A 19,362-nucleotide genomic window follows, 5' to 3' on the forward strand; every position below is an offset into this window, starting at 1 on the left:
ATGTTAAATTATTTTTTAATCGAAAATTACAGTTAAAAAGTCACCGATATTCCTCCATTCGACAGATGATCTCCATAAAAAAACAGACCCCAAAGAATCGGGGTCTGTTTAGTATCATGAACTTGGACTCTGCAGTTATGAGCTATGCAATTACATATCCATACCACCCATACCACCCATACCGCCCATACCACCCATACCGCCGCCCGGTGCAGCTTCTTCCTTAGGCAATTCAGCAACCATCGCATCCGTGGTCAACATCAAACTTGCAACTGATGCTGCATTTTGTAAAGCCGAGCGAGTTACTTTGGTCGGATCAAGCACACCCATTGCGACTAAATCACCATATTCACCGGTAGCCGCATTGTAACCAAAATTGCCTTGCCCTTCAGTGACTTTATTGACTACAACCGACGGTTCATCGCCACAATTGGTCACGATCTGGCGTAACGGTTCTTCCAGAGAACGCAATACAATTTTAATACCGGCATCTTGATCGTGATTATCGCCTTTCAGTTTCTTGACAATCGGGACCGTGCGCAACAAAGCGACGCCGCCTCCGGGAATCACGCCTTCTTCAACTGCCGCGCGTGTCGCATGCAATGCATCTTCAACACGGGCTTTTTTCTCTTTCATTTCAACTTCGGTTGCGGCACCGACTTTAATCAAAGCAACACCGCCAGCAAGCTTAGCCACGCGCTCTTGCAGTTTTTCCCGATCATAGTCGCTGGTTGCTTCTTCGATTTGCGTACGAATCTGCTTGACGCGGCCCTCGATATTGGCGGCATTACCGGCACCGTCAATAATCGTGGTATTTTCTTTACCCACTTCAACCCGCTTGGCTTGACCCAAGTCGTTCAAAGTTGCTTTTTCCAAGGTTAAGCCAACTTCTTCAGCGATCACGGTACCGCCGGTAAGAATCGCGATATCTTCGAGCATGGCTTTACGACGATCACCGAATCCTGGTGCTTTAACTGCACAGGTTTTGAGAATGCCGCGTATGTTATTCACAACCAGCGTAGCCAGTGCTTCGCCATCAACATCTTCAGCAATAATCAACAACGGTTTTCCGGCTTTGGCAACTTGTTCCAGCACTGGCAACAAATCACGGATGTTGGAAATCTTTTTATCGTGCAACAGAATGAACGGATTATCCAGCAATGCGATTTGTTTTTCCGCGCTGCTAACGAAATAAGGCGACAAGTAACCGCGATCAAATTGCATACCTTCCACCACTTCCAATTCGTTCTGCAACCCGGAACCGTCTTCCACTGTGATTACGCCTTCCTTGCCGACTTTATCCATGGCATCGGCAATGATCTTACCGATCTCGGTATCGGAGTTAGCGGAAATACTGCCAACTTGCGCAATTTCTTTTGCCGTTGCACATGGCTTGGACAGTTTTTTTAATTCTTCAACTGCCGCGCTGACCGCTTTATCAATTCCGCGTTTCAGATCCATTGGATTCATGCCGGCGGCCACAAACTTCATGCCTTCTTTAACAATCGCTTGCGCCAATACAGTCGCCGTTGTCGTTCCATCACCTGCCACATCGGAGGTTTTGCTGGCAACTTCTTTCAGCATTTGCGCGCCCATATTTTCGAACTTATCTTTCAGTTCGATTTCTTTGGCAACCGAAACCCCGTCTTTTGTAATGGTTGGAGCGCCGTATGAGCGTTCCAGCACCACATTGCGTCCTTTAGGACCTAGTGTGACTTTAACTGCATCAGCCAGAACATTGACACCAACCACCATTTTATGCCGTGCTGAATCATGAAATTTCACTTCTTTTGCTGACATAACTTTTCTCTCCTAATCTCTCAACAATACATTATCTATAGCAAGTCACCGAACCGACGCAATTACCCTTCAATCACACCCATAATATCTTCTTCTCTCATGACTAATAGCTCTTCGCCATGAACCTTAACCGTCTGACCGGCATATTTTCCGAACAATACTTTATCGCCCACTTTAACTTCCATCGGACGCAGTTTTCCATCGTCACCGACTTTTCCTTTGCCAACAGCCAATATTTCACCTTGATCCGGTTTTTCAGCCGCAGAATCGGGAATAACAATCCCAGAAGCGGTCTTACGTTCATCTTCCAATCGCTTGACAATCACACGATCATGCAAAGGACGAATTTTCATACTGTTTTCTCCTGTAAAAATAATGGATCCACTCTTAGATGCCGCCGCGCAGCAGCACATTTTTCTTGAAATCACCAAAAAGTCAGGGTGCCAATTTAGATAAATGTTAGCACTCTCAAACTATGAGTGCTGATAATAGGGATTGTGCTTCAGAATTTCAAGGGCCGGTAGCAAAAAAAATCATAACCTATTAAATTTATGATTTATTTCAAATGAGCAATGATTAGAATGCCGCAGGTTAATGTTAGTTACAACTTGCAAGATTTAAGCGGCGAGTGCGGACAATTGACTAAACGTTCAGAGCTAAAAAGTCAAATCGCTCTAGCCGGTAATGATTCCGCCACCCAAACACACTTTGCTTTCGTAAATCACAACCGATTGACCGGGCGTCACGGCCCATTGGTTTTGCGCAAAATCAACTTGGCAACGGTCCGGCGTCAAAGTGCTGATTGTGCACGGCGCATCGGCTTGGCGATAACGAGTCTTGGCGGCATAGACCCAATTACAATGAGGCGCTTTTCCGCTTATCCAGGTTAAATCCGTGGCGCTGAGGGATGGTTTAAATAAATCCGGATGATCATGGCCCTGAACGACTATAAGAACATTCCGCGCCATATCTTTGGCGGATACGAACCACGGCTCATCGGTACCGCTGCGTGTGCCGCCGATACCTAATCCTTGCCGCTGCCCGATAGTGTAGTACATCAATCCGAGATGCCGGCCAACCACTTGACCATCGGGTGTTTGGATCTCTCCCGGTTCATGCGGCAAATAGCGATTGAGAAATTCGCGAAACGGACGCTCCCCGATAAAGCAAATACCGGTACTGTCTTTCTTCGAGAAATTCGGCAGATTCGCCTCTTTTGCGATGGCGCGCACCTCACGTTTGTACAGATGCCCGATTGGAAAAAGTGTGTTCGCCAATTGCACTTGATTCAAACGATACAGGAAATAGCTTTGATCTTTGCTGCCATCTTCGCCTTTCAGCAACTGAAAAGACTTGTCGATCTTGCGCACCTGCGCATAGTGTCCGGTCGCAATATAATCCGCTCCCAGTTCATTCGCGTGATCCAGAAAAGCTTTGAATTTAATTTCGGCGTTGCATAGCACATCGGGATTCGGTGTTCGCCCGGCTTGATATTCCGCGAGAAAATGTGAAAACACCCGGTCTTTATACTCCGCAGAAAAATTCACGACTTCAATCGGGATATCAAGCACATCCGCAACCGATACCGCATCCAGAAAATCCTGGCGGGAAGAGCAATATTCATCAGTATCGTCATCTTCCCAGTTCTTCATGAACAAACCCGCCACATCGTAGCCCTGCCGCTTCAGCAAATAAGCGGCCACGGAAGAATCAACGCCGCCGGACATCCCCACCACAACCCGGTATTTTTTTGTCGAATCAGGATTCATAATGCGTCAGCAATTCCAAGGGATAGCGCTTACCGGCACGATGATCCTGGATGCATTGCATGACCAGCGGACTGCGATGCCGGTAGCTCTCGCGCAGGATCTCATCAAAACTCAGCCAAACCGCCCGGACAATACCGGTATCAAGCACCCGCAACGGATCGTGATGCGTCACCCGGCCAGCGAACGCGAACCGGATATAAGTAATTCCGGCACGCTGCGAATGCCATTGGTAAATACCCAATAAATAATCCGGCGCAAAGGTATACGCAGTCTCCTCGAGGGTTTCCCGGATAGCGCCCTGAATAATCGACTCGCCGGGGTCCAGATGTCCCGCCGGTTGATTGAAAAACAAACCGAGTCCGGCTTCGGGTTCTTCCTCGACCAATAAATATTTTCCATCTTGTTCCACGACAGTCGCAACTGTCACACTGGGTTTCCAAATCATAGCTTCTAGCGAAATGAAAAAAGGGATGCGCCCCGCGCTTCATTGCAGCACATAAGCAAACGCAATCACAATTATCGCATTGATACGCTATTTCCGGTTACGATTAATTGAGGCTACGGCGATTAATCCAATGCAGGCGATTGAGCCGAGACATATTGCTGCAGTAATTTTTTCAGTTGTTCATAACTGAAAGGTTTGCTGAGATGCGCATTCATTCCCGCATCGAAACATTCATTGCGGATGTGCTCGTAGGCATGTGCTGTCAGCGCCACGATGGGAATCGGCGGCTTGTTTTGTTGTTGTTCCAAGCGTCGTATCTGCCGCGTTGCTTCAAATCCATCCATCACCGGCATATTGCAATCCATCAAAATCAAATTGAAAGGCTGCGCCTGATAGGCTCGCACCGCTTCAGCGCCATCACAAGTCATCACCACTTCACATTGCATCCGCTCCAGCATCGCTTTGCTGATCATTTGATTGACTTGGTTATCTTCCACCACCAATACCCGCGGACGATATTCGCCGATAACCTGAGACTCGGTTCCAACCGGATCGCCCTGCCATGCCGATGTTGCTTCGACCGGCGCATATTTCAGCGGAATCCGCGCACGAAATTGAGATCCCTTGCCGATTTCGCTGGTCAGCGAGATCTCCCCGCCCATCAATGTCAGCAAATTACGGGTGATTGCCAAACCCAAACCGGTCCCTTGGACATGCCGGGTGGTTTCGCCTACTTGCGTGAATTCCTGGAACAACTGCGTTTGATGCTCGGCGGAAATACCGATGCCGGTATCCGCTACTGTTAATTCCAATTCCACACCATCCTGCCCGGAAACCGGCTTACACTGCACCGATAGCTTAACCTCCCCCTGTTGCGTAAACTTAAACGCGTTTCCGAGCAAGTTAAATAGAATTTGTTTAATCCGGTCCGGATCGCCGGTCAATTGGTTCCGGCTTATACCATCGCGAGTCACGATGAAATTTAACGATGTCTCCTTGGCTTTCTGGCGGAACAACAATTCAACCTCGCCGATCAGAATATTCAGATCAAAGGTGCGATCAATAATCGTCAGCTTGTGGGCTTCTATTTTCGCAAAATCCAGAATGTCATCGATCACACGCAGTAGTGTCCGTCCCGAATCGCGAATGACATTCAAATAATTTCTCTGTTCAGGATTTAAAGCCGTCATTGCCAATATCTCGGTCATTCCCAGCACGCCATTCATCGGTGTTCGGATCTCATGGCTCATCGCCGCCAAAAAGGCCGATTTGGCTTTATTGGCATTTTCCGCTTGCACGCGCGCTTGTTCCAAATCGGCCGCTTGCTGCTGCAATAAAACCGCCTGCCCCCTTGCAATCCAATAATTCTGATGCTGCAACTTGCCATTGTGAATCAGAAAAATAAAATAAGCCGAGCCGATCGTCATCAGTACCCAACGGCCTTCATCGGGGATAAATACCGCCAGGCCGATAAGGCTTGGTAAATAAATCAATACGGCAAAAACCAGCATCAGCCGGATGCGCGGCGCTGTCGCCGCAATGCCGCCCGCGACGAATCCCACTGTGGCGATAACCGCCAATGCAGCACCGGTATCAATTGTTTTAATGGAAAAGAAAATCCAAACCAGCAAACTCCCCCAAGTTAAAGCCGTTGCCACGTAAATTGCAGCAATCGCGAATTCCAGCAATACTTGCTTTTCATGACTGAATTTTGCTGCATACCGGTAAATCAACAGCCGTAAAATTGCCAATACGATAAAAAAAACTTCAAAACCCCAAATGTAGGGCTGGGCGGTTAGTTCCGGAGACATCAAGAGCGAAGCACTGCAACACAGCACATAAAATAAACCGCCCAACCGCATCCGCTGCACCATATCGTGGTTAGTGCTCATCCGTACCGCTGCAAGGCGCGCCACCTCGGGATCCAACCACATACCATTTCCTTTTGGAATAAGTTCTTATTCCATGAAATTGTATCTGAAGAACCGGGATAACCGGTAACAGGCTAATTACCCGCACTACAAAGAATCGAATAATTTTTCTGGAATCGCAGAGTCGCTCGGTTTAAGCGCATAAATTACGCTTGAAGCAACTAGCCAAAAGCAGCGCTAAAAGGTATGATTCGCAACTGACGTAACCGGGAGGTGTGGCCGAGCTGGTTTAAGGCAGCAGTCTTGAAAACTGCCGTAGGGGTGACTCTACCGTGAGTTCGAATCTCACCGCCTCCGCCAGAATTTTTAATATCAACAACTTAGATAATAAAAATTCTATTACCCATCTATTAACGAATTTTGCTGGTTTATCGAGCAGCGGCATATCCCCTTTTCCGGCTTCGATTTTTTGGCGATGAAAGCTTTTTCACAACTTCTCAAGCCATTTGCGTAACCTCTTAGTTATTTTTCCACTTTTTCTTCAAAGTTAAGTCAATTATTCGCGCACCAGGCGATCCAAGTTACACCGTCATATCGCTACTTTATAGGTGCCAGTTTGCCGACAAAAAATAGATGACTCTTTCATCAAGATATTTCTATGCATGAATATTGTCAGGCTATCCTATTTTGACCTTTCTTAAATGTTCTGCTATTGATAGCTTGTTGATGCTGTAGGGTCGCAATCCAATTCAAGCATCGTGATGTCTATACCCATAACCAAAGGAAAGAATAAAAAACCATGGCTAAACCGAAAGCAACCAAAGAAGAGCCATTGGAGAAACAACTGTGGAGAGCCGCCGACAAATTGCGCAAAAACATCGACGCGGCGGAATACAAGCATGTGGTGCTGGGGCTGATATTCCTGAAATACATTTCCGATGCGTTCGAAGAATTATATGACCGGCTGGCAAAAGGCGAAGGCGATCTGGTCGGCGCCGATCCGGAAGACAAGGACGAATACCAAGCGGAAAACGTGTTCTTCGTTCCCGCCGAAGCGCGCTGGTCGCATCTGGTCGCGCACGCCAAGCAACCCGACATCGGCATGCATGTAGACGCGGCGATGGATGCGATCGAGCAGGAAAATCCCTCGCTCAAAGGCGTGCTGCCGAAAGTCTACGCACGGCAAAACCTCGATCCCACGTCCTTGGGTGAATTGATCGACCTGATCGGCAATATCGCGCTCGGCAATGCCAAAGCGCGCAGCCGCGACGTGCTCGGTCATGTGTTTGAATACTTCCTCGGCGAATTCGCTTTGGCCGAAGGCAAGCAAGGCGGCCAGTTCTACACCCCGCGCAGCATCGTCGAATTGCTGGTGAATATGCTCGAACCGTACAAAGGGCGAGTATTCGATCCATGCTGCGGCTCCGGCGGCATGTTCGTACAATCGGAAAAATTCGTCGAAGAACACCAAGGCCGCATCGACGATATCTCCATCTATGGCCAGGAAAGCAATCAGACCACCTGGCGGCTGGCGAAAATGAACCTCGCCATCCGCGGCATCGACAGCTCACAAGTGAAATGGAACAACGAAGGTTCGTTCCTGAACGACGCGCACAAAGACCTAAAAGCCGATTTCATCATCGCCAACCCGCCGTTCAACGTCAGCGACTGGAGCGGCGAACAACTGCGCGGCGACGCGCGCTGGCAATACGGCACGCCACCACCCGGCAACGCCAACTTCGCCTGGTTGCAGCATTTCGTTTATCACCTGTCACCCACCGGCATCGCCGGCGTGGTCCTGGCTAAAGGCGCCCTCACCTCCAAAACCTCCGGAGAAGGCGACATCCGCAAAAATCTGATCGCCGAGGGTAATCTGATCGACTGCATCGTCAATCTGCCCGCCAAATTGTTTCTGAATACGCAAATTCCGGCGGCGCTGTGGTTTCTGAACCGCGCCCGCAACAACGGCCATCCGCGCAGCAATGAAATTCTGTTCATCGACGCCCGCAACCTCGGCCACCTGATCAACCGCCGCACGCGCGAATTGTCGCACGACGACATCCAGAAAATTGCCGACACCTACCACACCTGGCGCACGAGCGATCCATCCCCACCCGTAGGGGCGCGTTGCACGCGCCCTGATGATGCAACAGGGGCGCATGCAATCGGGGCGACGGATGCAATTCGGGTGGATGCAATTGGGGCGGATGCAATGCGGGCGGATGCAATCCGCCCCTACGGGGATGTGCGGGGGTTTTGCGCGTCGGTGCCGATTTCGCGCGTCGCCGAACTGGATTACGTGCTGACACCGGGCCGTTACGTCGGTCTGCCGGACGAAGAAGACGATTTTAATTTCCCCGAACGTTTTGCCGCGTTGAAGGCGGAATTCGAGGCGCAGTTGCAGGAAGAAGCGGCATTGAACAAAGCAATTGTTGAAAGTTTGGCGAGAATTGTTATTAATGAGTAGAAATTTTGTACCTATCGGCAAAGTCGTTAAATCAGCTAACACAGGGCTAGATGCGATAAAACGCGCGCCTATCGTCGAGAGAGATACTGGTATTAAATGTCTACGTATACAAGACGTATCGCAGAGAAAAAAATACGATGATTGGGGTAACACTGAAGTTGAGAAAAGAAACTTTGAAAAATTTCAATTAAGAGCGAATGACATTATTGTTGCCAGAACAGGCGCATCAATTGGTGTAAATTTAATAATTAAAGAGAATCTAAATGCTGTGCTGAATAATGGCCTCATTCGAATAAGAGTTGATTGTGAAAAATGTCATTCAGATTACTTGTATTACAACTTCAGATCATCCACCTATAATGATTTTATAGAATCTATTTCTGGTGGAACATCAACACAACCAAATATGCAGATAAATGCATTGTTGAGTTATAAAATTAATTTACCTCCACTTGAAGAACAAAAAGCCATTGCGTCCGTCCTCAGCAGCCTTGACGACAAAATCGACCTGCTGCACCGCCAGAACAAAACCCTCGAAGCCATGGCTGAAACGCTGTTCAGGCAGTGGTTTGTGGAGGAAAGAGCAAATTTCAAAGAAGGCTGTTTAGCGGATATTGCGTTTAATATTAAAGAAACCGTGAAAACATCTGATTTAAAATCAGAATCAAAATATATTGGTTTAGAGCACATTGACCAAAGAAATATTTCACTGAAACAATATGGTTTCGGTTCTGAAGTTAATAGTAATAAGTATGCATTTCAGAAATACGATGTCTTATTTGGCAAATTACGCCCATATTTTCATAAAGTTTGTTTCGCACCATTTTCAGGAATTTGCTCAACAGATATTTTGGTAATTAGGCCTATAAAATCAGAAATGTTTGCTTTTTGTCTTTTCGCATTTTTCCAGAGTGATGTAGTTGAATACGCAAACTTGGGTTCTGGAGGTACGCGAATGCCAAGAACTGATTGGACAACACTAAAGAATTATCCAATAGCTATTCCAGATTCTTATTCTATTGAACGCTTTAATGAAGTTGTTTTTTCTTCATTGAATAAGATTTGTTCTAATTTAGAGCAAATTGCAAATCTCGAAACCCTGCGCGACACCCTGCTCCCCAAACTGATGAGCGGCGAGGTGCGGGTCGATTATTCGTAGGGGCGCATTGCATGCGCCCCTAAATGCGCACCCAAAATACGCCCCCAATGCACCTCGAATGCACGGATGGTTTGCAACCAGGCCGCAGCCGCGACAACCAGGGCGCGTGCAACGCGCCCCTACGGTGGGGACGTTGTTCGCCGGTTTGAATTGCCGGTTAATCAATGTAAATGGTTCAATGCGAAATTTCCCCCAGATACCATGACCTACAACCCAACCATTCATCGTCGCAAATCGATTCGCTTGCAGGGTTATGATTATTCCCAGGCCGGTTTGTATTTCATTACCATCTGCACGCACGATCGATTGCCGTTGTTTGGGAAAATCGTTGACGGCGAGATGCAATTGAATGAATGGGGGATGGTCGCGGATGAAGAATGGCGCAAAACCGAACGTATCCGTTCCCACATCGTATTGCACGAATTTGTCATCATGCCCAATCACGTCCACGGCATCATCCAGCTCGTAGGGGCGCATGGCATGCGCCCGGATTACATCCGTCCCGATGGCACGCACCCGCATGAATCTGCGGACTCGGATGAACAACCAGGGCGCGTGCAACCAGGGCGCGTGCAACGCGCCCCTACAGCACCACCCACATCAACGGTGCAACGCGCCCCAACGGTGGGGGATGTTGTGCGGGGATTTAAATCGTCGGTGACCAAACGGCTTAATGCGATAACGGGCACCTCCGGCCAACGGTTCTGGCAGCGCAATTATTACGAGCACATTATCCGCAATGAGGTTGCTTACCTGGCAATCGCGGACTATATTCAAACCAATCCGCAGCGCTGGGAAACGGATACCTATCATGTTTAAGGGCCAATGATTATTGGCTCCTACTTGCCTTCATGCACAACAAAGCGCATCATTCGATGATCTATCTGGAGGTAAAGCATGAGAACCACCATCGTATTGGATGACGAATTACTGAAAAAAGCGCAAGCGTTGACCCAAGTACAGGAAAAATCCGCGTTGGTTAAAGAAGCCTTGAAAGCGCTGATCGAGCGCGAAAGCGCTAAGAGGCTGGCCAATTTGGGCGCCACCGAACCGCAACTGGAAGCCATTCCTCGCCGGCAAACCCGCGAATAACTGCCGCAATGATTCTGGTCGATACCTCGGTCTGGATTAACCATCTACGCAATAACGATCCGCAGTTAGTCCGCCTGCTGACCGGGAACAGCGTATTAAGCCATCCCTTTGTCCGCGGCGAACTGGCACTGGGCAATTTGCGCCAGCGTGAAGTCATTCTGTCTGCGCTGGATAACTTGCCGCAGGCTCCCGTTGCTTTTACCGATGAAGTGAATGTTTTCATCGAGAAACATGCTTTATATGGCTTGGGCATCGGACTGATCGATGCGCATTTGCTGGCTTCGGCACGGTTATCCGGCAATACCCGGTTGTGGACATTGGATAAGCGGCTTCTGGCAGCCGCCAACCGGCTTAATTTGGCGGCGCCGGTTCACCATGACTAAACTCACCGAATCGGCCATCGAAGCATTGGCGATCAAACTGTTTCAGCAGCTTGGTTACAGTCATATCTACGCGCCTGATATTTCCCCCGATGGCGATCATCCCGAACGCAGACGCTACGACGAAATACTGCTCACCGGACGGCTGGAGAAAGCATTGCAGCGCATTAATCTGGGTATCACCGGCGCGGCATTGCAGGCAGCCTTGAAAGAAGTGGAGCGCATTCACTCCCCTGAATTACTGATCAATAATGAAACCTTCCATCGCCTGCTGACCGAGGGTGTCAAAGTCAGCACCCAGCACGAAGGCCATGAGCGCGGCGATATCGTCTGGCTGATTGATTTCGAGATCCCCGGCAATAACGAATTTATCGTGGCCAATCAGTTCACCGTGATCGAGAATAACCAGAACAAGCGCCCCGATCTGGTGCTGTTTGTGAATGGCATACCGCTGGTGGTGATCGAGCTGAAAAATGCCGCCGATGAAAACGCCAGCATCCAATCCGCATTCCGGCAACTGGAAACCTACAAACGCAGCATCCCCGGTTTGTTTACTTATAACGCCTTGTTAGTGATTTCAGACGGACTGGAAGCCAAAGCCGGTTCGTTGTCAGCGGGCTTCAGCCGCTTCATGACCTGGAAAATTCCCGATGACGTACGGGCGCATTGCATGCGCCCTCGTGGGTATGATGAAAACCATCAGGGCGCATGCAATGCGCCCCCACGGCCGGAATTGGAAACGTTGATCAATGGGATGCTGAATAAAAAAACCTTGCTCGATCTGGTGCGGCATTTTGTGGTATTCGAGCAATCCAAGAAGGAAGATCCGCACACCGGTGTGATCAGCATCCATACGGTGAAAAAGATTGCCGCCTATCACCAATACTACGCGGTGAATGCCGCCGTGGCTTCAACCTTGCGTGCAGCAGATATCGGTTTGAGTTCAAAAGTCATGCAAAGCCCGGCCCGCTATGGATTGCCAGATGTCGCGCAGCAACCCAAGGGCGATAAAAAGGCCGGTGTGGTGTGGCATACGCAAGGCAGCGGCAAATCGCTGTCGATGGTGTTTTATACCGGCAAGATCGTACTGGCGCTGAATAATCCGACGATTGTGGTGATTACCGACCGCAACGACTTGGACGATCAGCTATTCGATACTTTTGCCGCGTGCAAACAACTGCTGCGGCAGGAGCCGAAACAAGTCGAAAACCGCCAACAACTCAAAGAACTGCTGCGCGTAGCTTCCGGCGGCGTGATTTTCACCACGATTCAGAAATTCCAGCCGGACCAAGGTAACGTGTATGAAGCGCTTTCGGATCGCCGCAACATCGTGGTCATTGCCGACGAAGCGCACCGCACGCAATATGGATTCTCGGCCAAAACGGTGGACGATAAGAATGCCGACGGCGAAGTGATCGGCAAGAAAGTAGTGTACGGTTTTGCCAAGTATCTGCGCGATGCATTGCCGAATGCCACTTATCTCGGTTTTACCGGCACACCGATTGAAAAAACCGACGTCAACACCCCGGCGGTATTCGGCAGCTATGTGGATATTTACGATATTGCGCAAGCGGTGGAAGACGGCGCGACGGTGCGCATCTACTATGAAAGCCGCTTGGCAAAAGTCGCGCTGAGCGAGGAAGGCAGAAAGCTGATCAAAGAGCTGGATGATGAGCTGGATCAGGACGAACTGACCGATACGCAAAAAGCCAAAACCAAGTGGACGCAGATGGAAGCGCTGATCGGCAGCGAGCGACGCATCCAAAACATCGCGCAGGATATCGTCAACCATTTTGATGCACGGCAGGAAGTGTTTGCCGGCAAGGGCATGATCGTGTGCATGTCGCGCCGCATTGCGGCCGATCTGTACAGTGAGATCGTCAAGCTGCGGCCGCAATGGCATTCCGATGACCTGAACAAAGGCGCGATCAAGGTGGTGATGACGGCGGCATCGTCCGATGGCCCGGTCATGGCGAAGCACCACACCACCAAGCAACAGCGCAAGCTACTGGCCGAGCGCATGAAGGATAACAGCGATGAACTGAAGCTGGTGATCGTGCGCGACATGTGGCTGACCGGATTTGATGCGCCCGCCATGCACACGCTCTATATCGACAAACCGATGAAAGGTCACAACCTGATGCAAGCCATTGCACGGGTGAACCGTGTGTATGGCGATAAACCCGGCGGGTTGGTGGTGGATTATCTCGGCATCGCTTCGGATTTGAGAGAAGCATTGTCATTTTATTCCGATGCCGGCGGCAAAGGCGATCCGACCTTGATGCAGGAGCAAGCGGTACAGCTCATGCAGGAAAAACTCGAAGTGGTAGCGGCGATGTACCATGGTTTTGCGTATCAGGATTACTTTGCAGCCGACACTTCGCAAAAACTGGCACTCATTCTGGCGGCTGAAGATCATATTCTGGGCTTGGACGACGGCAAGAGACGTTATATCAATGAAGTCGCCGCGATTTCTCAGGCTTTTGCCATCGCTATTCCGCATGAACAAGCACTGGACGTAAAGGATGAAGTGGCTTTCTTTCAGGCGGTGAAAGCGCGTTTGGCCAAATTCGACAGCAGCGGCGGCGGCAACACCGATGAAGCGATCGAAACCACGATCCGGCAGGTCATCGACCGGGCGCTGGTATCGGAACAAGTCATCGATATCTTCGATGCCGCTGGACTCAAGAAACCCGACATTTCGATTCTATCCGACGATTTCCTGGAAGAACTGAGAGGCCACCAGCATAAGAATGTGGCGATGGAAGTCTTGCGGAAATTGCTCAACGATGAATTGACGGTGCGCGCCAAAACCAATCTGACGCACAGCAGAACCTTGATGGAAATGCTCGAGAATACCATCAATAAATACCACAACAAGGTTTTAACCGCTGCCGAAGTGATTGAAGAATTGATCAAGATCAGCAAGGAGATCATCGCCTCGGACAAGGAAGCCGAGAAACTGCATTTGTCGAATTACGAATATGCGTTTTATACCGCCGTCGCCAGCAACGATAGCGCCCGCGAATTGATGCAAAACGACCAATTACGTGAACTGGCCATCGTTTTAACCCAGCGTGTCCGTCAGAATGCCTCGATCGACTGGACCATCAAAGAAAGCGTCAGAGCCAAGCTGAAAGTCATTGTCAAACGAACGCTGAAGCAATACGGTTATCCGCCGGATATGCAATTATTGGCAACGGAAATGGTGATAGAACAGGCAGAGAAAATTGCTGCTGAATTGGCAGCTTAATGACTTCCGTAATGACTAAAACGAGGCGATCAGATCCTCGTTGCTGCGGGGGGATATCCATTCAAACCTCAGCACTGCTTGAACAACAAAATATTATTGGTAGATTATTGTTTCCTAAAGATTTATACAGAAATGTCGTAAAAAAATCCTTGCAACAATAAACCAGGGGTTCAGAAATGCTACAACAAAATAAAAGAAAATTAACGGATTGGGTTACTTTTCTTACAACAGCAGAAATTCCTGTTCTCAAACAAACCGCACGAAACCTCGAAATCCTCAAACAGGATGAAAATAACCTGAATGCGCGCAGCTACGCAAATATTGTAAAAAATGATCCACTCATGACAGTAAAACTAATGCGCTATATGCAAAAGCATAAGCATCGCTGCCAGGAGCATGATGTGATGGAAGTCGAGCAAATTGTTTTGATGCTCGGACTTGAAAATACAATTCGGCTGATACCCGCCACTCCCTTGGTTGAAGATATTCTTGGGCAAAATAATCGAAGCGCACTCGTTTATTTGTTAAAAACTTCACATCGGGCCAATCTGGCTGCTTCCTATGCGTTTGATTGGGCGATTCGTTTGCATGATCTGCACTTTGCCGATATCCGGCTTGCTGCTTTATTACATGACATAGCAGAAATCCTGATGTGGTGTTTCGCACCTGGAGAGATGCTACAAATCAAGCAATTACAAAAAAAGGACAAAACGTTAAGAAGCGCCGCTGTGCAAGAGAAGGTATTCGGTTTCCCATTGAATCAGTTGCAGCATGAACTTGCAATTAAATGGAGACTCCCGGAATTATTAATTACCCTCATGGATGACAACTGTTCTGGCTTTCAGCGTGTCCGCAATGTGATACTTGCAGTAAATTTAGCTAGACATTCAGCCAATGGATGGGATGATGCAGCTTTACCGGATGATTACGAGGAAATTGCCAAACTATTACATTTGCAAGCTGGCGATATTATGACCATCGTTGGTGCGAATAAACACCATGAAAATACTGAAAGTTGATCTATGGGCGGATTCAACTTTGAAGTGCAGACTTCTGTAAGAGCGTATTCCGAATTTGCGAAACCATTTCTCACTTCCGCAACCACCATAGTATCAACGTCAGCACGACGGAGATTACCAAACCTGTCATGAGTGGAAAATGAAAGCTGAAATTCTCGCGCTCGATATGAATATCACCGGGCAGGCGGCCAAATGGCAGTTGTGATAGCCACGGCCACAGCAGGCCGAGGATGAGAATAACGATTCCTAAGGTAATGAGTATTTGTTGCATGCACGTCCATTCCACTAAAACTATCCGATCATGGTAGTGACTTAATCTTGCTTTGGATAGATCAACTTGTCAGTTCCAAAACCGAGTTCATTTGATCGTTCCACAAAGCGGGTAATTAATTCTTCGCTAACTTGCGGGGTTCTTGCCAGCAGCCACAGGAAGGATTTATCGTAGCTGGTGACGAAAGCGTATTGGTAATTTTCCTTATCGAGTTCAAATATGATATATGCACCGTAGAATGGGCCAAAAAAAGATACCTTCAAATAGCCTTGCTGCGGATCTTCGACAAAATAAGCTTTGCCTTCGGCTTCTTTCCACTTGCTATCCGCCGCCGAGAAACCTTTGTTGATGACTTTGACGCCACCATCCTCGTGAAGAGAGTATTCCGCCGTCACGTTGTCGAGTCCGCGTTCAAACGAATGGTCAAGACGGGCGATTTCGTACCAAGTACCAAGATAGCGGTTCAATTTGAAACCATCAACCGGTACGACATTTTGCGGAAGCGAGAGGCAACCGCTAAGCGAACAGAATACAGCAATAATCACTAGCAGCCGCATGGTTGTGTCACGAAGAATGAAGATAGGGATAATCGGTATATCCTTTGGCGCCGTCGGTATAAAAGGTCGCGGGATCGGGTTCGTTGAATGCTGCACCTGCGCGGATGCGCGCCGGTAAATCGGGGTTGGCTAAAAAAAACCGGCCAAATGCCACGGCATCAATCTTACCTTCAGCGATGTCTTGATCCGCCTCTTCCGGCGCATACTCGAAGTTGCCAATCAGCACGCCTTGATAGTGCTTGCGGATTGGCGTCATCACGTCACCGTTTTGCTGTTGATAAACATCTCCGCGCAGAACGTGCAAGTACGCCAGACAGTATTCGTTGAGCCGATTGGCAAGCCAGGTGGATAACCCTACCGGGTCGCTGTCGATCATGCTGTTGTAACTGCTCAGCGGCGAAATCCGCAAACCGACCCGGTCGCTCCCCCACACGGTACTGACCGCTTCCAGTACTTCCAAGATCAGTCGCGCGCGATTCTCAATCGAACCACCATATGGACCGCTACGTTTGTTCGAGCCGTCGCGCAGAAACTCATCGAGCAAATAACCGTTGGCACCGTGAATTTCTATACCGTCGAATCCGGCGGTCTTGGCATTTTGCGCGGCTTGTTTGAATCCGGAAACAATCCCGGGCAATTCGCCATCACGCAATTCACGAGGTACGGCATAAGGTTTTTTCCCTTCCGGCGTACGCACTTCATCGGCAATGGCGATAGCACTGGGTGCGACCGGTTGCGAACCATGATTGAGCAATGGGTGACATGCCCGTCCACCATGCCAGATCTGCAAAAAAATTCTGCCGCCAGCGTCATGAACAGCAGTGGTTACTTGCTGCCATGCGACAATTTGTTCTGCCGAGTAAATGCCGGGTTCCTTCCAGAACGCTGAATTCCCTTCCATCGCCATCGTCGCTTCGGCGATAATCAAACCTGCACAGGCGCGCTGCTTGTAGTATTCCACCATTAAATCATTCGGGATATGCGCCTCCCCTGCTCGGCAACGCGTCAACGGCGCCATAAAAACCCGGTTCGGTACCATGAGTGAACCAATTGCCAGAGGCGTAAACAACGTGGTCATACAAATGTATCCAAAAGAGTCTTAATTGCTGGGGAAGTGTTCCGAAACTTCATTGCATCGGATATTAAACCATTTCAGGTTACGACTGGTGTTTCCCGCTGCAAATGAATTGTGAGAAGCAAGAAAAAAGAAAAACGTCTAACTTCTAGAGCATGGGAAGCAATGACGTATTATTCGCTCGTATTGGAATCTTTGGTGAGTTGTTCAGTACTGCCATCGCCTGGCCATGCGCTGAATGGAAACGGCAGATAATCGGTATTCAATGCCATGTACGAAATAATTTGACGTATATACGCACCAAGGCTTTGGCTGAAGTTCAGCAGCAATGCATTGGGTTGTCCAGTTATGATCAAAGTAGCAAATTGAAAAAAGAATATACAGATAATCAAAAAGTTACAAAAACCATATATTCCCATATAAAGCACCATGAAAAAACCACGTTGCCATATTTTATTATTCTGAAGCCGTTGCTTGATTTCTTCATCCATAACGCATTTCGCAAAGAATGATGGTGTGATACGAGAAACTGCAGTTAATTGAAATGGCAAATACTTATGCCTGTGGGTTTCTAAACGCGAACCGATTTCCAGTAATTAGTTTTCCAGTATACGTGATCCAGTCTAGAAATGATAACGCCTTTCTTTTGCGATGCATGGAGAAACTTATTGTTTTCTAGATAAATGCCGACATGATTTGAAGTTGGTCCCGTTCTGAAAAAAATTAAGTCACCTGCTCTCAATTCTTCTCTGCGAATTTCTTTTCCAACTCGAGATTGCAGATGGGTTGTCCTGGGCAAATGCAGACCCAATTTCGATTTGAACGTGATATGCACGAAACCCGAACAATCGACTCCACGCTGACTAAGACCACCGCGTTGATAGCGTACACCTTGCCACTCATTATATTGAGAATAGAGAGCTTTTTTGACTTGATGATAATCTGCCGGTTTTTTAATTGCAGGACCAGATTTAAATACGGGTCTTTCCTGCACTGTGCTACAACTAACCAGAAAACAGATACCAATTAAAATAGCAATTCGAGAGATAAGCTTTTTCATTGACGATGTAGTTTGCATAACTTCATATCCAAAAAAGTTAATACCAACTATACGCGATTACCATGAGATCCCATGCTGGATATTTTTGACAGAACACATCTGGCCATATCTTTTAAAGGAACGATTTCATTAACACCACCTGCTGCAATCGCTTCTTTCGGCATACCAAACACTACACAGCTACTTTCATCCTGCGCAAAATTATACGAGCCTGCCTTGTGCATTTCCAGCATTCCCGCCGCACCGTCTTTTCCCATGCCAGTCAGAATCACGCCAATCGCATTTTTACCTGCATAATTCGCTGCAGATCTAAATAGTACATCAACCGACGGGCGATGTCGACAAACCGGCTCTCCATGGTTTAATTCAGTCATATAATTCGCGCCGCTACGTTTCAGCAACAGGTGAGAGTGGCCTGGTGCGATATATGCATGACCAGGCAAAACCCGCTCTCCTCCTTGCGCTTCAATAACAGAAATTTTACAAAGAGAATTCAATCGATTCGCGAATGATTTGGTAAAACCTTCAGGCATATGTTGAGTGATCAGTATTCCAGGTGAATCCGGCGGCATTCTAATTAAAAATTCCTTTATAGCTTCCGTACCGCCAGTAGAGGCACCAACTATTATCAATTTCTCGGTCGATGCGATGCGATTTGACACCGAAGGCAATACCGCATCCGCTGTGGCACTCTTTGTTACAGCTATGTTTGCTGATTTTTTGAGTCGCGCAGATTTAGCAATACGAATTTTGTTTGCAATCTCGCCACCATATTCTTTTAAGCCAGCAGCGATATCAATTTTAGGTTTAGAAACAAAATCAATAGCACCCAGTTCGAGCGCACGAAAAGTAATGTCTGAGCCCTTTTCCGTTAACGTTGATACCATCACGACAGGCATTGGTCGTAATCTCATTAATTTCTCGAGAAAATCCAGTCCGTCCATCTTGGGCATTTCAACATCCAGCGTCAGCACATCAGGATTCATCTCACGTATCATTTCTCTCGCCACCAGAGGATCCGGAGCTGATCCTATGGCTTCCATATCGGGCTGGCTATTTATAACCTCGCTTAATATACGTCGAATTAGCGCTGAGTCATCAATAATCAGAACTCTAGTCTTATTCATCTTCAACTCTCAATTTT

The 19,362-nt window shown here is 48.2% G+C and carries 18 protein-coding genes and 1 tRNA gene; 8 read left to right on the forward strand and 11 right to left on the reverse strand.

The genetic code is table 11. The features are described 5' to 3' along the window. Positions 1 to 150 precede the first annotated feature (150 nt). From groL to ACV7NC_RS05555, 5 genes are all read right to left on the reverse strand, one after another. Positions 151 to 1,800 (reverse strand): chaperonin GroEL, encoded by a 1,650-nt coding sequence (gene groL, locus ACV7NC_RS05535; protein ID WP_458154508.1) that lies wholly within the window; start codon positions 1,798 to 1,800, stop codon positions 151 to 153. Positions 1,801 to 1,862: 62 nt separating this feature from the next. After that, on the reverse strand, positions 1,863 to 2,153 hold the full coding sequence (gene groES, locus ACV7NC_RS05540; RefSeq protein WP_458154509.1) for a co-chaperone GroES: 291 nt from the start codon (positions 2,151 to 2,153) through the stop codon (positions 1,863 to 1,865). Between the two features lie 321 nt (positions 2,154 to 2,474). Next, entirely contained in the window at positions 2,475 to 3,569 is a 1,095-nt protein-coding gene (gene mnmA / locus ACV7NC_RS05545) for a tRNA 2-thiouridine(34) synthase MnmA (protein WP_458154510.1), read from the reverse strand. Next, the gene (locus ACV7NC_RS05550; protein ID WP_458154511.1) at positions 3,559 to 4,014 is read right to left on the reverse strand and encodes an NUDIX hydrolase; all 456 of its coding nucleotides are present in this window, start codon (positions 4,012 to 4,014) and stop codon (positions 3,559 to 3,561) included. The genes mnmA and ACV7NC_RS05550 overlap by 11 nt, the downstream gene beginning before the upstream one ends. A 122-nt stretch (positions 4,015 to 4,136) precedes the next feature. Next, the gene (locus ACV7NC_RS05555; RefSeq protein ID WP_458154512.1) at positions 4,137 to 5,948 is read right to left on the reverse strand and encodes an ATP-binding protein; all 1,812 of its coding nucleotides are present in this window, start codon (positions 5,946 to 5,948) and stop codon (positions 4,137 to 4,139) included. 206 nt (positions 5,949 to 6,154) lie between these two features. On the opposite strand from ACV7NC_RS05555, the gene ACV7NC_RS05560 reads away from it, so the two are divergent. From ACV7NC_RS05560 to ACV7NC_RS05595, 8 genes are all read left to right on the forward strand, one after another. Further along, positions 6,155 to 6,245 (forward strand) — tRNA-Ser (locus tag ACV7NC_RS05560). A gap of 439 nt (positions 6,246 to 6,684) precedes the next feature. Next, on the forward strand, positions 6,685 to 8,352 hold the full coding sequence (locus ACV7NC_RS05565; protein ID WP_458154513.1) for an N-6 DNA methylase: 1,668 nt from the start codon (positions 6,685 to 6,687) through the stop codon (positions 8,350 to 8,352). Continuing rightward, the gene (locus ACV7NC_RS05570) at positions 8,345 to 9,511 is read left to right on the forward strand and encodes a restriction endonuclease subunit S (RefSeq protein ID WP_458154514.1); all 1,167 of its coding nucleotides are present in this window, start codon (positions 8,345 to 8,347) and stop codon (positions 9,509 to 9,511) included. The genes ACV7NC_RS05565 and ACV7NC_RS05570 overlap by 8 nt, the downstream gene beginning before the upstream one ends. A 66-nt stretch (positions 9,512 to 9,577) precedes the next feature. After that, positions 9,578 to 10,330, forward strand: coding sequence for a transposase (locus tag ACV7NC_RS05575; protein WP_458154515.1), 753 nt, complete (start codon positions 9,578 to 9,580; stop codon positions 10,328 to 10,330). Between the two features lie 78 nt (positions 10,331 to 10,408). Then, positions 10,409 to 10,603 carry a type II toxin-antitoxin system VapB family antitoxin gene (locus ACV7NC_RS05580; protein WP_458154516.1) on the forward strand — a complete coding sequence of 65 codons (195 nt, stop codon included), beginning with the start codon at positions 10,409 to 10,411 and terminating at the stop codon, positions 10,601 to 10,603. Between the two features lie 8 nt (positions 10,604 to 10,611). Beyond that, positions 10,612 to 10,986: a type II toxin-antitoxin system VapC family toxin gene (locus ACV7NC_RS05585; RefSeq protein ID WP_458154517.1), complete on the forward strand. Its 375-nt coding sequence runs from the start codon at positions 10,612 to 10,614 to the stop codon at positions 10,984 to 10,986. Beyond that, positions 10,979 to 14,236, forward strand: a complete 3,258-nt coding sequence (locus ACV7NC_RS05590) for a type I restriction endonuclease subunit R (protein ID WP_458154518.1) — start codon at positions 10,979 to 10,981, stop codon at positions 14,234 to 14,236. The genes ACV7NC_RS05585 and ACV7NC_RS05590 overlap by 8 nt, the downstream gene beginning before the upstream one ends. Before the next feature lie 176 nt (positions 14,237 to 14,412). After that, positions 14,413 to 15,255, forward strand: a complete 843-nt coding sequence (locus tag ACV7NC_RS05595) for an HDOD domain-containing protein (RefSeq protein WP_458154519.1) — start codon at positions 14,413 to 14,415, stop codon at positions 15,253 to 15,255. Positions 15,256 to 15,325: 70 nt separating this feature from the next. On the opposite strand, the gene ACV7NC_RS05600 is transcribed toward ACV7NC_RS05595, so the two are convergent. The 6 genes from ACV7NC_RS05600 to ACV7NC_RS05625 form a co-directional block, all read right to left on the reverse strand. Then, on the reverse strand, positions 15,326 to 15,526 hold the full coding sequence (locus ACV7NC_RS05600; RefSeq protein WP_458154520.1) for a DUF2905 domain-containing protein: 201 nt from the start codon (positions 15,524 to 15,526) through the stop codon (positions 15,326 to 15,328). 41 nt (positions 15,527 to 15,567) lie between these two features. Further along, a complete protein-coding gene (locus ACV7NC_RS05605; RefSeq protein ID WP_458154521.1) occupies positions 15,568 to 16,083 on the reverse strand; it encodes a lipocalin family protein in 516 nt (171 codons plus the stop codon). Between the two features lie 7 nt (positions 16,084 to 16,090). Next, positions 16,091 to 17,161, reverse strand: a complete 1,071-nt coding sequence (locus ACV7NC_RS05610; RefSeq protein ID WP_458154523.1) for an alkene reductase — start codon at positions 17,159 to 17,161, stop codon at positions 16,091 to 16,093. Between the two features lie 170 nt (positions 17,162 to 17,331). Next, the gene (locus ACV7NC_RS05615) at positions 17,332 to 17,649 is read right to left on the reverse strand and encodes a DUF4389 domain-containing protein (RefSeq protein WP_458154524.1); all 318 of its coding nucleotides are present in this window, start codon (positions 17,647 to 17,649) and stop codon (positions 17,332 to 17,334) included. Positions 17,650 to 17,729: 80 nt separating this feature from the next. Then, a complete protein-coding gene (locus ACV7NC_RS05620; RefSeq protein WP_458154525.1) occupies positions 17,730 to 18,236 on the reverse strand; it encodes an NlpC/P60 family protein in 507 nt (168 codons plus the stop codon). Between the two features lie 29 nt (positions 18,237 to 18,265). Beyond that, on the reverse strand, positions 18,266 to 19,345 hold the full coding sequence (locus ACV7NC_RS05625; RefSeq protein WP_458154527.1) for a protein-glutamate methylesterase/protein-glutamine glutaminase: 1,080 nt from the start codon (positions 19,343 to 19,345) through the stop codon (positions 18,266 to 18,268). Positions 19,346 to 19,362: the final 17 nt, after the last annotated feature.

The sequence above is a fragment of the Nitrosomonas limosa genome (assembly GCF_054188085.1).

Coding starts and splice junctions, on each gene's coding strand:
- groL (WP_458154508.1), bottom strand. CDS start 1,800: ATGTCAGCAAAAGAAGTGAAATTTCATGATTCAGCACGGCATAAAATG.
- groES (WP_458154509.1), bottom strand. CDS start 2,153: ATGAAAATTCGTCCTTTGCATGATCGTGTGATTGTCAAGCGATTGGAA.
- mnmA (WP_458154510.1), bottom strand. CDS start 3,569: ATGAATCCTGATTCGACAAAAAAATACCGGGTTGTGGTGGGGATGTCC.
- ACV7NC_RS05550 (WP_458154511.1), bottom strand. CDS start 4,014: ATGATTTGGAAACCCAGTGTGACAGTTGCGACTGTCGTGGAACAAGAT.
- ACV7NC_RS05555 (WP_458154512.1), bottom strand. CDS start 5,948: ATGTGGTTGGATCCCGAGGTGGCGCGCCTTGCAGCGGTACGGATGAGC.
- ACV7NC_RS05565 (WP_458154513.1), top strand. CDS start 6,685: ATGGCTAAACCGAAAGCAACCAAAGAAGAGCCATTGGAGAAACAACTG.
- ACV7NC_RS05570 (WP_458154514.1), top strand. CDS start 8,345: ATGAGTAGAAATTTTGTACCTATCGGCAAAGTCGTTAAATCAGCTAAC.
- ACV7NC_RS05575 (WP_458154515.1), top strand. CDS start 9,578: ATGGTTTGCAACCAGGCCGCAGCCGCGACAACCAGGGCGCGTGCAACG.
- ACV7NC_RS05580 (WP_458154516.1), top strand. CDS start 10,409: ATGAGAACCACCATCGTATTGGATGACGAATTACTGAAAAAAGCGCAA.
- ACV7NC_RS05585 (WP_458154517.1), top strand. CDS start 10,612: ATGATTCTGGTCGATACCTCGGTCTGGATTAACCATCTACGCAATAAC.
- ACV7NC_RS05590 (WP_458154518.1), top strand. CDS start 10,979: ATGACTAAACTCACCGAATCGGCCATCGAAGCATTGGCGATCAAACTG.
- ACV7NC_RS05595 (WP_458154519.1), top strand. CDS start 14,413: ATGCTACAACAAAATAAAAGAAAATTAACGGATTGGGTTACTTTTCTT.
- ACV7NC_RS05600 (WP_458154520.1), bottom strand. CDS start 15,526: ATGCAACAAATACTCATTACCTTAGGAATCGTTATTCTCATCCTCGGC.
- ACV7NC_RS05605 (WP_458154521.1), bottom strand. CDS start 16,083: ATGCGGCTGCTAGTGATTATTGCTGTATTCTGTTCGCTTAGCGGTTGC.
- ACV7NC_RS05610 (WP_458154523.1), bottom strand. CDS start 17,161: ATGACCACGTTGTTTACGCCTCTGGCAATTGGTTCACTCATGGTACCG.
- ACV7NC_RS05615 (WP_458154524.1), bottom strand. CDS start 17,649: ATGGATGAAGAAATCAAGCAACGGCTTCAGAATAATAAAATATGGCAA.
- ACV7NC_RS05620 (WP_458154525.1), bottom strand. CDS start 18,236: ATGCAAACTACATCGTCAATGAAAAAGCTTATCTCTCGAATTGCTATT.
- ACV7NC_RS05625 (WP_458154527.1), bottom strand. CDS start 19,345: ATGAATAAGACTAGAGTTCTGATTATTGATGACTCAGCGCTAATTCGA.